The sequence below is a fragment of the Xenorhabdus sp. TS4 genome (assembly GCF_014467265.1).
GTDB classification, from domain to species: domain Bacteria; phylum Pseudomonadota; class Gammaproteobacteria; order Enterobacterales; family Enterobacteriaceae; genus Xenorhabdus; species Xenorhabdus ehlersii.
On the sequence record NZ_NKHQ01000006.1, the window covers coordinates 125,869 to 141,154 of the forward strand.

At 43.0% G+C, this 15,286-nt stretch carries 13 protein-coding genes and 8 tRNA genes; 8 read left to right on the forward strand and 13 right to left on the reverse strand.

The window, feature by feature from the left end; all coding sequences use genetic code 11:
• Positions 1–34: 34 nt before the first annotated feature.
• The 6 genes from Xets_RS04710 to Xets_RS04735 form a co-directional block, all read right to left on the reverse strand.
• Positions 35–110: transfer RNA gene (locus Xets_RS04710), tRNA-Lys, on the reverse strand.
• A 30-nt stretch (positions 111–140) separates the two neighbouring features.
• Positions 141–216, reverse strand: a tRNA-Lys gene (locus Xets_RS04715).
• A 30-nt stretch (positions 217–246) separates the two neighbouring features.
• A tRNA-Lys gene (locus Xets_RS04720) sits at positions 247–322 on the reverse strand.
• A gap of 46 nt (positions 323–368) precedes the next feature.
• A tRNA-Val gene (locus Xets_RS04725) sits at positions 369–444 on the reverse strand.
• A 45-nt stretch (positions 445–489) separates the two neighbouring features.
• A tRNA-Val gene (locus Xets_RS04730) sits at positions 490–565 on the reverse strand.
• Positions 566–599: 34 nt separating this feature from the next.
• Positions 600–675 (reverse strand) — tRNA-Val (locus Xets_RS04735).
• A gap of 270 nt (positions 676–945) precedes the next feature.
• Between Xets_RS04735 and gltX the strand changes: the two genes are divergently transcribed.
• The 3 genes from gltX to Xets_RS04750 all read left to right on the forward strand — a co-directional run bounded on the left by gltX (position 946) and on the right by Xets_RS04750 (position 2,776).
• Positions 946–2,361: a glutamate--tRNA ligase gene (gene gltX, locus Xets_RS04740; RefSeq protein ID WP_187651233.1), complete on the forward strand. Its 1,416-nt coding sequence runs from the start codon at positions 946–948 to the stop codon at positions 2,359–2,361.
• A 197-nt stretch (positions 2,362–2,558) separates the two neighbouring features.
• Positions 2,559–2,634, forward strand: a tRNA-Ala gene (locus tag Xets_RS04745).
• Positions 2,635–2,700: 66 nt separating this feature from the next.
• Positions 2,701–2,776, forward strand: a tRNA-Ala gene (locus Xets_RS04750).
• Positions 2,777–2,876: 100 nt separating this feature from the next.
• Here the strand turns inward: Xets_RS04750 and Xets_RS04755 are convergent.
• From Xets_RS04755 to zipA, 5 genes are all read right to left on the reverse strand, one after another.
• Positions 2,877–3,032: a hypothetical protein gene (locus Xets_RS04755; RefSeq protein ID WP_244589803.1), complete on the reverse strand. Its 156-nt coding sequence runs from the start codon at positions 3,030–3,032 to the stop codon at positions 2,877–2,879.
• A complete protein-coding gene (locus Xets_RS04760) occupies positions 3,032–3,247 on the reverse strand; it encodes a DUF3820 family protein (protein ID WP_187651277.1) in 216 nt (71 codons plus the stop codon). The genes Xets_RS04755 and Xets_RS04760 overlap by 1 nt, the downstream gene beginning before the upstream one ends.
• Positions 3,248–3,356: 109 nt before the next feature.
• On the reverse strand, positions 3,357–4,547 hold the full coding sequence (locus Xets_RS04765) for a NupC/NupG family nucleoside CNT transporter (RefSeq protein ID WP_099132151.1): 1,191 nt from the start codon (positions 4,545–4,547) through the stop codon (positions 3,357–3,359).
• A 176-nt stretch (positions 4,548–4,723) separates the two neighbouring features.
• Positions 4,724–6,742, reverse strand: a complete 2,019-nt coding sequence (gene ligA / locus Xets_RS04770) for an NAD-dependent DNA ligase LigA (RefSeq protein WP_099132067.1) — start codon at positions 6,740–6,742, stop codon at positions 4,724–4,726.
• A gap of 63 nt (positions 6,743–6,805) precedes the next feature.
• A complete protein-coding gene (gene zipA / locus Xets_RS04775; RefSeq protein WP_187651234.1) occupies positions 6,806–7,741 on the reverse strand; it encodes a cell division protein ZipA in 936 nt (311 codons plus the stop codon).
• A gap of 220 nt (positions 7,742–7,961) precedes the next feature.
• Between zipA and cysZ the strand changes: the two genes are divergently transcribed.
• From cysZ to crr, 5 genes are all read left to right on the forward strand, one after another.
• Positions 7,962–8,738, forward strand: coding sequence for a sulfate transporter CysZ (gene cysZ / locus Xets_RS04780; protein ID WP_099132069.1), 777 nt, complete (start codon positions 7,962–7,964; stop codon positions 8,736–8,738).
• 230 nt (positions 8,739–8,968) lie between these two features.
• A complete protein-coding gene (gene cysK, locus Xets_RS04785; protein ID WP_099132070.1) occupies positions 8,969–9,922 on the forward strand; it encodes a cysteine synthase A in 954 nt (317 codons plus the stop codon).
• Positions 9,923–10,364: 442 nt separating this feature from the next.
• Complete coding sequence (ptsH, locus tag Xets_RS04790) at positions 10,365–10,622, forward strand: phosphocarrier protein Hpr (RefSeq protein WP_047767271.1); 258 nt, start codon at positions 10,365–10,367, stop codon at positions 10,620–10,622.
• Between the two features lie 124 nt (positions 10,623–10,746).
• On the forward strand, positions 10,747–12,474 hold the full coding sequence (gene ptsI, locus Xets_RS04795) for a phosphoenolpyruvate-protein phosphotransferase PtsI (RefSeq protein ID WP_099132071.1): 1,728 nt from the start codon (positions 10,747–10,749) through the stop codon (positions 12,472–12,474).
• A 45-nt stretch (positions 12,475–12,519) separates the two neighbouring features.
• Entirely contained in the window at positions 12,520–13,029 is a 510-nt protein-coding gene (gene crr, locus Xets_RS04800) for a PTS glucose transporter subunit IIA (protein WP_047767273.1), read from the forward strand.
• 148 nt (positions 13,030–13,177) lie between these two features.
• Here crr and cysM read toward each other — a convergent pair whose 3' ends face one another.
• A complete protein-coding gene (cysM, locus tag Xets_RS04805) occupies positions 13,178–14,059 on the reverse strand; it encodes a cysteine synthase CysM (RefSeq protein WP_099132072.1) in 882 nt (293 codons plus the stop codon).
• Positions 14,060–14,191: 132 nt separating this feature from the next.
• The gene (cysA, locus tag Xets_RS04810; protein ID WP_187651235.1) at positions 14,192–15,280 is read right to left on the reverse strand and encodes a sulfate/thiosulfate ABC transporter ATP-binding protein CysA; all 1,089 of its coding nucleotides are present in this window, start codon (positions 15,278–15,280) and stop codon (positions 14,192–14,194) included.
• Between the last annotated feature and the right edge of the window lie 6 nt (positions 15,281–15,286).

Below are 15,286 nucleotides of genomic sequence, written 5' to 3' on the forward strand. Positions count from 1 at the left end.
AAGCGATTTCCTGATAAGAAATGCTGGGATGAAATGGTGGGTCGTGCAGGATTCGAACCTGCGACCAATTGATTAAAAGTCAACTGCTCTACCGACTGAGCTAACGACCCGATTAGGTAATTCTGATTTTGGTATCTAAATGGTGGGTCGTGCAGGATTCGAACCTGCGACCAATTGATTAAAAGTCAACTGCTCTACCGACTGAGCTAACGACCCGATTAGATAATTTTGATTTTGATATTTAAATGGTGGGTCGTGCAGGATTCGAACCTGCGACCAATTGATTAAAAGTCAACTGCTCTACCGACTGAGCTAACGACCCATTCTAAATATCAATGTGATACTGGAGACGAAACAACCCGATGAAGTGGTGGGCGATACCAGATTCGAACTGATGACCCCCTCCTTGTAAGGGAGATGCTCTACCAACTGAGCTAATCGCCCACTTCACGATGACTATTAACGACATCAATACCACTGATTTATGATTGGTGGGCGATACCAGATTCGAACTGATGACCCCCTCCTTGTAAGGGAGATGCTCTACCAACTGAGCTAATCGCCCAATCACAAAATCATTTTTATCACTACGAGAAATATGGTGGGCGATACCAGATTCGAACTGATGACCCCCTCCTTGTAAGGGAGATGCTCTACCAACTGAGCTAATCGCCCCGTCGTGATGGAGTCGCATTATAGGGATAGTTCGAAGTGAGTCAACGCTTTTTATCACTAAAACAATCGTTCGTCGTAAAATTAAACAGAATGAAACAATTATAGTCACGTAATGGTATCATTTAGGCGGGTTATTTTAGCTTTTCTCAATAACCTGCCGTTAACGCCATTGAGGAATTGAAGTGCAGTGATAAAATAACTCCCACTGTTGTTACTTCAATCATCCAACACGCTCTCTAATAAAGAGAAACGTAATTAAGGCAATTCCTGATGAGTAAAATTAAAACCCGTTTTGCACCAAGTCCTACTGGCTATCTGCATGTTGGTGGTGCGCGTACTGCTCTTTATTCCTGGTTATACAGTCGCCACAATCAAGGTGAATTTGTTCTTCGCATCGAAGATACCGATCTGGAACGTTCTACCCAAGAAGCCATCGACGCAATTATGGACGGGATGAACTGGTTAAATCTGAATTGGGATGAAGGCCCTTATTATCAGACCAAACGTTTCGACCGTTACAACCAGGTTATTGATGAAATGTTAGAGCAAGGTACTGCTTATCGTTGCTATTGCTCTAAAGAGCGTTTGGAACAATTGCGTGAAACTCAGATGGCTAATGGTGAAAAACCACGTTATGACGGAAAATGCCGTGATAACGAGTGCCAGCATAGTCACGATGAGCCACATGTTGTGCGTTTCCGCAACCCACAAGAAGGGTCTGTCGTTTTTAATGACAGTATCCGTGGCCCGATTGAATTCAGTAACCAAGAGCTGGACGATTTGATCATTCGCCGTACCGACGGCTCACCAACTTATAACTTCTGTGTGGTAATTGATGATTGGGATATGGAAATCACCCATGTTATTCGTGGTGAAGACCATATCAACAATACCCCACGTCAGATCAATATCCTGAAAGCGCTTGGCGCACCTGTCCCAGAATATGCCCATGTTTCTATGATCCTCGGCGACGATGGTAAAAAACTGTCCAAACGCCACGGTGCAGTCAGCGTAATGCAATACCGTGATGATGGTTATCTGCCAGAAGCACTGTTGAACTATCTGGTTCGTCTGGGCTGGTCACATGGTGATCAGGAAATTTTCACCGTTGAAGAAATGACTGAACTGTTTAGCCTTGATGCCATCAGCAAATCTGCCAGTGCATTCAATACGGAAAAATTGCAATGGTTGAACCATCACTACATTAATACTCTGCCAGCAGAAAAAGTTGCTGTACATTTAGCGTGGCATATTGAACAGCAAGGTATTGATACTCGCACAGGTCCAGAACTGGTTGATTTGATCAAACTGTTGGGTGAGCGCTGCAAGACCTTGAAAGAAATGGCTGAATCTTGCCGTTATTTCTATGAAGAATTTGCCGAGTTTGATGCAGATGCCGCGAAAAAACATCTGCGTCCTGTTGCTCGCCAGCCATTAGAAGTTGCCCGTGCGAAACTGGCAGCGATAACTGAATGGACACCTGAGAATATCCATCACGCTATTCAGGCGACGGCTGACGAACTGGAAGTTGGGATGGGTAAGGTAGGCATGCCACTGCGTGTTGCTGTTACAGGTGCGGGTCAGTCTCCGAGTGTTGATGTAACAATCCATGCTATTAACCAAGCTCGTTCATTATCTCGTATTGATAAGGCACTGGTTTATATTGCTCAGCGTGAAGCGCAATAAATCGTCATTTACCGATGTTACGTCATAATGTGGCGTGAATAATCAAGGCACTCAATTTATTACAGTGCCTTGATTTGTTACCCTCCAGACTGGTCACTGACGGCTTTTTCAGCGCTTACACAGAGAATGTTAATGAATTCATTGACAGAATTCTCTGGTTTTCATATGATTCGCCCCGTTCTACAGAATTTTGATTTGGGGCTATAGCTCAGCTGGGAGAGCGCTTGCATGGCATGCAAGAGGTCAGCGGTTCGATCCCGCTTAGCTCCACCAAATACTTATCTTACTTACTCATCAGAGTAATCAGTATTTGGTATTCAAAACCTGAACCACATTCGTGGGGCTATAGCTCAGCTGGGAGAGCGCTTGCATGGCATGCAAGAGGTCAGCGGTTCGATCCCGCTTAGCTCCACCAAAATTCTTAATCCCTGAAGACGCAAGTTTTCAGGGATTTTTCTTATATCGCTGTATTCGTAATCCCATTAAGGGTTAAGGTCGATTATTAAAAAAATTGGCTATAAGAGCCTGTCCCTGTCATCATTTATTGTATTTACACGTTTCATTGGATGACTATTTGCCATCCATTCTCTGACATCTGTAGGCAGGGTTTGCATGTACGGAGTATCAACATAACCTGGTCCAACTGCAATGAACAAAAAAACTTTATCCATCAGGTTCCTTTCAACGGTTTTACCAGCGAGTCCAATCCTTCAATTTTTATTGCAAGCGTCATTTCCATCAATGCTCCCAGTTTTCCCTGTGGGAACTCCCCTTTGCGGGCAAACCAAAGTAAATACTCTTCCGGCAAATCAATTAACATTCGCCCTTTATATTTACCAAATGGCATAGCTGTATTCGCTATTTCCAACAAGTTTTCTTTGTTCATCATAATCAACCTCATTATCTCACTATGAATATAAGACTATGAATATAAAAAAGTGGCGTCCGCCAGAACGCCACTTTCGATTGTTTTCTATCAAATCTAATGAAACAGATTAGAGGCTCAAAATCAGTCCGGTAATTGCTGCGGACAGGAAACTCACCAGCGTTGAACCAAACAGCAATTTCAAGCCAAAGCGCGCAACAGCATTACCCTGTTGTTCATCCAGCCCTTTAACAGCGCCAGAAATAATCCCAATGGAACCGAAGTTAGCGAAAGAAACCAAAAATACGGACAGAATACCTTTCGAATGTTCACTTAGTTGAGCAGACATCTCTTGCAGGCTCTGCATCGCCACAAATTCGTTGGAAACCAACTTGGTTGCCATGATACTGCCGACTTTCAGCGCTTCATCACTTGGAATACCAATGATCCATGCAAACGGATAAAACACATATCCCATACACTCCTGGAAAGTAATACCAAATACCAGATGGAAAATTGCGTTAATTCCTGCAATCAAGGCAATAAAACCGATCAACATCGCAGTGACAATCAAAGCAACTTTGAAACCCGCCAGAATATAATCGCCCAGCATTTCAAAGAAACTTTGCCCCTCGTGGAGGTTGCTCATATGGATATCTTCTTCATTCTCAACAGAGTAAGGATTGATGAGAGATAAGATGATAAAAGTGCTGAACATATTGAGGATCAGTGCCGCAACCACATATTTTGCATCCAGCATCGTCATGTAAGCCCCGACGATAGCCATAGATACGGTAGACATTGCTGTTGCCGCCATCGTATACATCCGGCGTTCAGACATGTTGCCCAACACATTCTTATAAGCAATGAAGTTCTCTGACTGCCCCAGAATCAATGAACTCACCGCATTAAATGATTCCAGTTTACCCATGCCATTGATTTTAGACAGTATTGTACCTATTACACGAATAATAATTGGCAATACTTTGATGTGTTGCAAAATACCAATCAGGGCGGAAATAAAAATGATAGGACACAATACATTTAGGAAGAAAAAGGCCAGATTTGCTTCTATCATGCCACCGAAAACAAAGCTGGTCCCTTTCGCTGCATAAGACAATAGATGGACAAATAAATCGTCAAATCCTTTAACGACCCCCAAACCCACGTTAGAGTTCAGGAAGAACCAGGCCAGAAAGAGTTCAATTATAATTAACTGAATAATATAACGAATCTTAATACCCTTCCGGTTATTACTTGCCAAAACCGCCAGGCCGCCAATGACCACTAATGAGAGGAAAAAATGTAAAATATGAGATATAGACATAAAGAAGAGCTCCAAACACGATTCTGTGCAAATTTACATCTGTATTTTATGTAACACATAATAGTAAATTTTGATTACTATCACACTAATTTACTATTTAGGTGGTTACATGTCTCTATTTAGCTAACTCGATCACACTTTAATAATCGCCTCCCTAAGTAGAAGACATATTATCCACCCAATAAACGGAGCATTTCCTCTTCATCAATAACGTAAATTCCCAGCTCATTAGCCTTAGCTAATTTGGAACCCGCAGCTTCACCTGCAATAACCAGATCTGTTTTCTTAGACACGCTTCCTGTCACTTTTGCACCTAAGGCTGTCAGCTTATCTTTAGCTTCGTCTCGGGATAAACGACTCAATGAGCCCGTCAATACTATTGTCTTGCCAGCCAATGGACTGTCGACTTCATCAAAGTTCAAGCTTTCAGTCGATTCCCAGTGAATACCAATATTGTTAACCAGATCATCAATCACCACCTGATTGTGTGGCTCATTAAAGAAATTCACAACATGGCGGGCAACAACATTTCCCACATCCTGCACCGCAATCAGTGCCTCAATGTCCGCTGCACGTAATTTTTCTAACGTGCCAAAATGTGCAACCAGGTTGGCAGCTGTCGCTTCGCCAACTTCACGAATACCCAAAGAGTAAATAAAGCGTGCAAAAGTGGTTTTCTTCGCTTTCTCCAAGGCATTAATGATATTTTGCGCAGACTTAGGCCCCATACGATCAAGACCCGTTAATTTTCCGGCTGTCAGTCGGAAAAGCTCAGCTGGCGTTTTGACATACTCTTTATCCACAAGCTGCTCAATAATTTTTTCGCCCATGCCATCAACATCCATAGCACGACGGGAAACAAAATGTTTCAGTGCCTCTTTCCGCTGCGCTCCACAGAACAAGCCTCCTGTACAACGAGCGACTGCTTCACCTTCGACACGCTCTATATCTGAGCCACAAACCGGACAATGTGCGGGAAAAATCACTTCCTGAGTTTCTGCTGGCCTGTTTTCATAAACAACGCCCACGACTTGCGGAATAACATCTCCAGCACGACGAATAATCACCGTATCACCAATACGCAGCCCCAGACGTTCAATTTCATCTGCATTATGCAGCGTGGCATTACTCACCGTAACACCTGCCACCAATACAGGCTCCAGACGAGCAACCGGAGTAATGGCGCCAGTACGTCCTACCTGAAACTCGACATCACGGATGATAGTTATCTGCTCTTGAGCCGGAAACTTGAAAGCTGTCGCCCAACGTGGCGCTCGGGCAACAAAGCCCAACCTTTCTTGTAATTCGAGGGAATCGACCTTGACGACAATTCCATCAATATCAAAGCCCAGTGTCGGCCGCTTCTGCTCAATGTCATGGTAAAAATCCATCACCCGTTGAGTTCCCTGGCATAATTTCACATTGTCATTGACAGGCAGTCCCCACCGCTTGAATTGCATCAGGCGTTCATAGTGGCTTGCTGGTAACTCTCCGCCTTCCAACACACCAACCCCATAGCAATAGAAAGTAAGTGGACGCTTGGCAGTAATGCGAGGGTCAAGTTGACGCAATGATCCAGCCGCTGCATTGCGGGGATTAGCGAAGACTTTATTTCCTGTGCGACGCGCTTCTTCGTTGAATTTTTCAAATCCGGCTTGTTTCATAAAGACTTCACCACGGATTTCGACGCGAGCGGGAATATTATCCCCTTTCAAACGCAAGGGAATGGCACGAATAGTACGAACGTTGGCGGTAATATTCTCCCCCGTTGTCCCATCACCACGAGTCGCTGCCTGCACCAATTCCCCATTTTCATACAGCAAACTGACCGCCAAACCATCAAGTTTTAACTCACAACAAAACACCAAATCCTGGCTGTCTTTCAGACGATCACGAACGCGTTTGTCAAATGCCAGGTAGCTCTCTTCATCAAATACGTTATCCAGAGATAGCATAGGGATCTCATGGCGTACCTGCTCAAACGCCGTTAACGGTGCAGCTCCCACTCGTTGGGTAGGAGAATCCGCAGTAACCAGTTCTGGATGCTGCTCTTCCAGTGCTTTTAATTCTCGCATCAAACGATCATATTCTGCATCAGGGATCTCTGGCGCATCCATAACATGATACAAATATTCGTGATGACGTAATGTAACTCTTAATTCTTTGATTTTTTGTATAATATTTTCCATGACTTCTCACCAGAGATGAAAAACCCCCGACTAGCGGGGGCTTGATACTAATAAAAAGAGAGGTTATTCACTGACATTGAGCGTATCACGGATACGCGCCTTATAGAGTTCGATCATCTGTGGTGTCAGCAACTTGCGCTCACCATCCAGAACTACGCCTCCCACATCGGCAGCGATGCGCTGTGCTGCCTGTAACATCAGTTTAAAATTCTGATTGGAATCACCATATGAAGGCACAAGCATAAATATGGAAACACCAGGAGTAGTGAAATCTGTCATTTGGTCTGGGTCAAATGAGCCAGGTTTTACCATGTTAGCTAAACTGAATAACACAGCACCGCTACCCGATGGATTTAGATGGCGATGAAAAATATTCATCTCACCAAACCGGAAGCCTGCCTGTAAAACGCTTTGGAACAAGACTTCACCATCCAGTTCCTGCCCATGATGAGCGGCCACATGCAACACCAACACTGTCTCTTTTTTAGTCTGTTCAGATTTAGACTGTGCTTCATTTTTCGCTGCCTTTGGCTGCCCTTCCACAATGTCAGAGTCTGACTCTGCTACCCTGGCTTCTTTCGATTCAGCGGATTCAATCGGGTCGAACAAACCAAGTTGTGGTTCTTCCTGTTGATCATCGACACCTTTTACCTTGACTGTAGAAGCATCAGATTGATGCCTTGCAAGTAAAGGATCAGTACCATCATCAGGCACTATGGCCGACGATTCAGACGCATGACGTTCGATAACCGGCTCTGCGCGGTGTTCAGTATGCGGTTTCGCCGATTCCTGAACATTCGATTTTGACGTATTATCAAACAGTTCATCGCCATCATCATCCTTTGGCTCTTCCTGACGCCCCTGTTTATGACGTTTAACTGGGCGATCACGAAAGAGTGATGAACGCTCTTTACGGCTGGTCCACAACCCATGTAATAGCAAAGCTATTATGGCTATCGCACCAACAACGATTAATATCAGACGCAAATCCTGCATCATTGCTATCTCTGTTGTTTAAATTAATTGCCATCACGGCGGAATATTCTTTAGATAAGAGTATTTGTCAAATAAGACAAGTGCAAGTCTCTACATACTTTTCTTACCATAATGAGAGAATTTCTCTGTTTTTTTGGATGTTTTTTACTCATAAAACGACTGGTCAGTAGAAAGTCCTGCCTATATCATACCGTCTCAATCATCTAAGGGAGAATAAGAAAATATGACGAATTCGACAAAGTTGCCAAAACATGCGAGTGGATTTCACTATATTGCCCAAGGTTGGCAACTAATAACCCGTCCTGGCATTAAGAGATTCGTTCTATTACCTTTATTGGCTAACATCTTATTGCTAGGTGGTTCATTTTGGTGGCTATATCATAAACTGGGTGACTGGATACAATGGACTCTCGATAAAATACCAGACTGGATGCAATGGTTAAGCTATTTAATTTGGCCACTTGCAGTTATCTCTATCTTACTGGTTTTTACTTATTTTTTCAGTACACTAGCTAATTTTATCGCTTCACCATTCAATGGCTTGCTGGCAGAAAAACTGGAAGCTGACTTAACAGGCATTCCGGCACCAGATACTGGCGTTATCGACTTACTCAAAGACACGCCCCGTATTCTGAAACGCGAAGTAGTGAAAATTCTTTATTATATTCCGCGTGCACTTATCCTATTGTTACTTTACTTCATTCCAGGAATAGGCCAAACCATCGCTCCTCTCCTTTGGTTTATTTTCAGTGCCTGGATGCTGACAATCCAATATTGTGATTACCCGTTTGATACTCATAAAGTCAGTTTTACCACTATGCGCAATACATTACGCCAAAATAAAATAGATAACCTGCAATTCGGCGCAGCAGTAAGCATTCTGACCATGCTCCCAATTGTGAATCTGTTTATCATGCCCGTTGCGGTTTGTGGAGCCACTGCGATGTGGGTTGATCGCTACCGTGCTCAATATGCCCTGAATCACACTTTATCAAACTAATTTAATCTTCTGTTTACTACCTTTTGCCTACGACAAGCCCCCTGACAGGTCATAAGCATGTCTGGGGGCTTTGTTTAAAAATTCATGCCAATCTTAAATAATCAGAAGAATATAAAATGACCATCAATTATTCTTTTATATAATAAGAATAGACTGAAACCTTATTTCCATAAATAGGATGTTAGCGTATGGTTAATCAGTATTTACGGTATGTTAGGGGCAAACGAACAATGAGCAAAATTTATGAAGATAATTCGTTGACTATTGGTCACACTCCGCTAGTACGTTTAAAAAATTTCGCAAATGGTCGCATTCTCGCGAAAGTAGAATCCCGTAACCCCAGCTTTAGTGTCAAATGCCGCATTGGTGCCAATATGATTTGGGATGCTGAAAAACGTGGCATTCTGACCAAAGATAAAGAACTTATCGAGCCAACCAGTGGTAATACAGGGATTGCACTTGCCTATGTGGCAGCTGCCCGTGGTTATAAGCTGACATTGACCATGCCTGAAACAATGAGTCTTGAACGACGTAAGTTGCTAAAAGCACTCGGCGCAAATTTGGTGCTGACCGAAGGTGCAAAAGGCATGAAAGGTGCGATTGAGAAAGCTAATGAAATTCATGACAGCAATCCCGACCGTTATATACTCCTGCAACAATTCAGCAATCCTGCCAACCCGGAAATTCATCAAAAAACTACTGGCCCTGAAATTTGGGAAGATACTGACGGTAATGTAGACGTTTTTGTTGCTGGCGTAGGAACTGGCGGCACAATCACGGGTGTTGCCCGTTACTTAAAAAATACTCGGGGCAAACAAGTTACCATCGTTGCGGTAGAACCAGAAAGTTCACCTGTTATCAGCCAAAAATTGGCGGGTGAAGAACTTAAACCAGGCCCACATAAAATTCAGGGAATTGGCGCTGGATTCATTCCTGATAACTTAGATTTAACATTAGTTGACCGTGTATTTAAAATCAGCAATGAAGAAGCGATGCAAATTGCACGTGAAATCACTGAAAAAGAAGGTATTCTTGCCGGTATTTCTTCAGGTGCTGCTGTTGCGGCGGCCATCAAAATAGCGCAAGAAGATGCATACAAGGATAAAAATATCGTGGTGATTTTGCCTTCGTCAGCTGAACGTTATCTCAGTACAGCACTGTTTGCTGACTTACTCGGTGAGTAAAAATCACTCTATAGAATTTTTCACTACATTGACAAAAAGGCACCTCTAGGGTGCTTTTTTGTGCATCAGATCAAAGTTTAAAACTTTCTTAGATGATTTATTCAAGTAGCTTTAGTATTTAACCAGTAATTATTTCGATGCACGAAATTAATCACCAACCAGATGGCAAATAAGGGTGTTCAATTGAAAGCCTTCTTCGGATAGCGAGTATTAACACCAAATCAACAATTGAGTGCATCAAGTATGTTAATTTTTTGATAATGATTATTATAATCCCACTAAATTTCAAGTTAAAATTAGCAACGCAATAACTTGAAAAGCGAAGGGAATACGCTTTACTTCATTATCATTTTAACGGTTGTATAAGCCGCAGGGAATTCAGCTATATCCAATGGAATTCTCTTAGCTTATCAACGAATATTTAAGTTATTGAGGAAATACTATGTTCCAGCAAGAAGTTACTATTACTGCACCAAACGGTCTCCACACTCGCCCTGCGGCACAATTTGTCAAAGAAGCAAAAGGCTTTGCTTCTGACATTACTCTAACTTCTGGGGGCAAGTCTGCCAGCGCAAAAAGCCTGTTCAAATTACAAACGCTGGGATTGACTCAAGGTACAGTCGTAACGATTTCTGCTGAAGGCGAAGATGAGCAACAGGCTGTTGAACATTTAGTTAAATTAATGGGTGAATTGGAATAATCGTCCGTTCAATCAAGCCAATCTATTTCATTCAGCTTATCCCCAGGCCAATAAAATCTGGGGATATTTAGGGCATCTCCTAAGTCTTAATGAAAGGTAATCACCCGCAGTAAGGTCATATAATATGATTTCAGGCATCTTAGTATCACCAGGAATTGCTTTCGGTAAAGCGTTATTACTGAAAGAAGATCCCATCATTATCAATCATAAAAAAATTATTCCTGAACAAGTCGAACAAGAAATTTCCCGCTTTAAGCAAGGCCGTGACAAATCTTCCGCACAATTAGAGATTATTAGAGAAACAGCCGAAAAAAATCTGGGTGCAGAAAAGGCCGAAATCTTCGAAGGCCATATTATGTTGCTGGAAGATGAAGAGCTAGAGCAGGAAATTATTACTCTTATTAAAAAAAATCTGTTAACAGCAGATGCAGCCGTTCATTCCGTTATTGAAGATCAGGCCAATGCGCTGGAAGAACTGGATGATGAATATTTGAAAGAGCGAGCCGCCGATGTCCGTGATATTGGTAAGCGCTTACTGAAAAATATTCTGGATATGCCAATTATCGACTTAGGTTCCATTGAAGAAGAAGTCATCCTGGTTGCCAATGACCTGACCCCATCAGAAACCGCACAACTCAATCTGGACAAGGTATTAGGTTTCATTACTGATCTTGGTGGCCGGACTTCTCACACTTCCATTATGGCTCGCTCTCTGGAATTACCAGCGATTGTTGGTACAACCAATGCGACCAAACAAATCCAAAATGGCAGTTACCTGATTCTGGATGCCGTCAATAATCACATTTATGTGAACCCATCTGATACCGAAATCGAGAAACTGAAAACAGCGAAAAGTGAGTATCTGACAGAAAAAACCGAACTGGCGAAGCTGAAAGACTTACCGGCCATCACATTGGATGGTCATCAAGTTGAAGTTTGCGCCAATATCGGTACGGTACGTGACATCGCTGGCGCTGAACGCAATGGTGCCGAAGGTATTGGTTTATACCGTACTGAATTCCTGTTTATGGATCGTGATTCTCTGCCAACCGAAGACGAACAATTTGAAGCCTATAAAGCAGTTGCAGAGGCTGTTGGTAATCAAGCCGTCATTATTCGTACGATGGACATTGGTGGCGATAAAGACTTACCTTACATGAATCTGCCAAAAGAAGAGAACCCATTCCTTGGCTGGCGCGCGATCCGTATTTGCCTTGACCGTAAAGAGATCTTACATTCTCAATTACGTGCTATCCTGAGAGCTTCTGCATTTGGTAAACTGCGCATTATGTTCCCAATGATTATTTCAGTTGAAGAAATTCGGGAATTGAAAGCTGAGCTTGCGTTACTCAAAGAGCAATTACGCAATGAAAACAAAGCATTTGATGAATCGATTGAAGTTGGCATCATGGTGGAAACGCCTGCTGCTGCAACCATTGCTCATCATCTTGCAAAAGAAGTTGACTTTTTTAGTATTGGGACAAACGATCTAACTCAGTATACTCTTGCGGTAGACCGTGGTAATGAGCTGATTTCTCATCTCTACAACCCAATGTCACCAGCAGTGTTGAGCTTAATCAAGCAGGTTATTGATGCCTCACACGCAGAAGGTAAATGGACAGGCATGTGTGGAGAGCTTGCCGGTGATGAGCGCGCCACGCTGTTGCTCTTGGGCATGGGGTTGGATGAGTTCAGCATGAGTGCAATATCAATTCCACGCATTAAAAAGATCATCCGTAATACTAATTATGATGATGCAAAAGCACTGGCAGAGCAGGCCTTGACTCAGCCAACAGCAAAGGAATTGATGGATTTGGTTGACACTTTTACCAGAGAAAAAACACTCTGCTAAAAATTAGCCAGAATACGGTCCCATTAAACAATTAGGAGAAGATTCATGGGTCTGCTTGATAAATTAAAATCTCTGGTTTCAGACGATAAAAAAAATAGTGGCAGTATTGAAATTATCGCGCCATTGTCAGGTGAGATAGTCAACATCGAAGATGTTCCAGATGTTGTTTTTGCCGAAAAAATCGTTGGTGATGGTATCGCGATTAAACCAACCGGCAACAAAATTGTCGCTCCTGTTGATGGCACCATTGGCAAGATCTTCGAAACTAATCATGCTTTTTCTATCGAATCTGATAGTGGCATTGAGCTATTCGTCCATTTTGGCATTGATACCGTTGAACTGAAAGGTGAGGGTTTTAAACGCATTGCCGAAGAAGGTCAACGGGTACAAAAAGGTGATTTGGTTTTAGAGTTTGATCTGGCATTTCTGGAAGAAAGAGCTAAATCAACCTTAACTCCTGTTGTTATTTCTAACATGGATGAAATTAAAGAGTTAACGAAAGTAAATGGCTCCGTAGTCGTAGGTGAGTCAGTCATCATGCGAATCAAAAAGTAACAGAAGAATCATTGAAGGATATTTGCCTCTTTTTCTGTTAACCGATTCATTTTAATTGATGAACTGTTCGTAAATCGTCACTGCTTTATCAGGCTAGTCAGTAAAGTGTCTGATAAAACAGGACGATTTTTTTACGGATGATAAAAGGTTAATTAAATACCCCTGTAGACAAGTACCTGTCACCACGATCACAAATAATCGCTACAATGACTGCCCCAGGGTTTTCGGCTGCGATGCGTAACGCGCCAGAAACTGCGCCACCAGAGCTTACGCCACAGAAAATACCTTCCTTTTGGGCCAACAAACGCATGGTATTTTCCGCTTCCGTTTGGGTGATATTCAGAATCTGATCCACCAGCTCTTTCTGATAAATGCCGGGCATATAAGCTGGAGTCCAACGACGAATACCAGGAATATGACTATCTTCCGCAGGTTGTAATCCGGTAACTTTCACTCTGTCTGACTGAGATTTCAGATAGCGGCTCACCCCCGTAATTGTGCCTGTCGTTCCCATACTGGAAACAAAGTGCGTGATCCGTCCCTGTGTTTGCTGCCAAATTTCTGGGCCAGTAGTATTAAAATGAGCCAGTGAATTATCCGTATTATTAAATTGGTCCAGAACTTTTCCTTCCCCATTCTTCTCCATTTCTTGCGCCAAATCCCGCGCACCTTCCATTCCCAATTCTTTACTGACTAAAATTAATTCAGCACCGTAAGCCCGCATTGATGCCTGTCTCTCAAGGCTCATATTTTCAGGCATCAATAATTTTAGGCGATATCCTTTTACCGCCGCGATCATCGCCAGTGCAATACCGGTATTACCACTCGTTGCTTCAATCAAAACATCACCCGGAGCGATTTCCCCACGCAATTCCGCTTGCAGGATCATCGAAAGCGCTGCTCTGTCTTTTACGGAACCCGCCGGGTTATTGCCTTCCAACTTTACCCAAATCTCAGCGTCAACACATTCTGTAATTCGTTCTAATTTTACCAGTGGTGTATTACCTATAAATTCTTCCAAGCTTGCCACAGCATTACCTAGTTCGTATGAGAATGGATAAACAAATAATCATATTAAGGAAACTGTAGCAAGACATTAAGCAAAAAATCCCTACTTCCTTGCATTGCGGGAAATAGGGATTCAATATAAAGATGAATTAAATCAGGCAGATTCAGCAAATCGCAACACTTTTAATGGCAAATCCCCGGCATACAAGCGAGCACCTGTGCCGCCAATAAAATAGTCATTTCCCCTAACCGGTATGGATGAATCATCCCGCCAAATCACTGACAGGTATTCATCTCCCCATCCTAGCGGTTGAACAGATAGGAGGAAAAAATGACCGCGCGGACTCACTTCCACAACCTGCACTGGCAAAGGACAAGCAAGTGTTTGCTTAGCACTAAGCGTCATATCCCAAGGCCGAAAAAATACATCAACATTTCCTTGATGTAGCGGTGTGATATTCAATGGAAAAATTTTCCCGCCAATCCAGAGTTGGGAACCTTTAATTTCACCATTCAGTTTGTTTATTTCCCCCATGAATTCAAGGACAAATCGGCTTTCCGGTTCATGCCATACTTGCTGAGGAGTACCAACCTGTTCAATGCACCCTTGATTCATAAGTACCACCCTGTCAGCCACTTCCATTGCCTCTTCCTGATCATGGGTAACGAATACGCTGGTAAACTTCAATTCTTCATGTAACTGCCGCAACCAACGACGCAATTCCATACGAACCTGAGCATCTAATGCACCAAAAGGTTCATCCAACAAGAGGATCTGTGGTTCAACCGCCAATGCCCTTGCTAATGCCACACGCTGTTTTTGCCCACCAGAAAGCTGCGATGGATAACGTTCTGCCAAATGGGTAAGTTGCACCATATCCAGCAAAGCCATAACTTTACTACGCAATGCCTCAGCATGGGGACGCTGACGACGAGGAAGAACCGTCAGGCCAAAAGCCACGTTATCAAATACCGTCATATGGCGAAATAAGGCATAGTGCTGGAATACAAACCCAACACGCCGATCTTTTGCATGTAGCCGGCTGACATCTTGGCCGTGGAATTTCAATTGGCCCGCATTCTGCTGCTCAAGCCCTGCGATGATCCGCAACAGTGTCGTCTTGCCAGAACCCGATGGGCCAAGCAGGGCTACCATCTCACCAGATTCAATATCCAGTGAAATTTCATTCAGTATCTGAGATCGACCAAAAGATTTACTGATTTTACTGATTTCAATACTCATATTCCG